We start from the raw sequence: 238 nt of genomic DNA on the forward strand, positions 1-238 counted from the left end.
CTAACCTGAAGCTTAGAAGATTTTCCTGGAAGCATGGCATCAACTACTTCAGTCCCTTAGGACCTCGTCATCAGCTCTCAGCCTTAAGTACACCCGGATTTGCCTAAGTGTACAGCCTACAACCTTAAACGCGGACAACCAACGCCGCGCTAGCCTAGCCTTCTCCGTCTCTCCATCGCAGTTAGCAGAAGTACGGGAATATTAACCCGTTTCCCATCGACTACGCCTTTCGGCCTCG

The 238-nt window shown here is 51.3% G+C and carries 1 rRNA gene; it reads right to left on the reverse strand.

Features of this window, described 5'->3' with window-relative positions:
* Positions 1-238, reverse strand: a 23S ribosomal RNA gene (locus K5Q92_RS24135); the annotation flags it as partial.

Source organism: Shewanella sp. MBTL60-007 (assembly GCF_019654915.1).
In the GTDB taxonomy this organism is placed as follows: Bacteria; Pseudomonadota; Gammaproteobacteria; order Enterobacterales; family Shewanellaceae; genus Shewanella.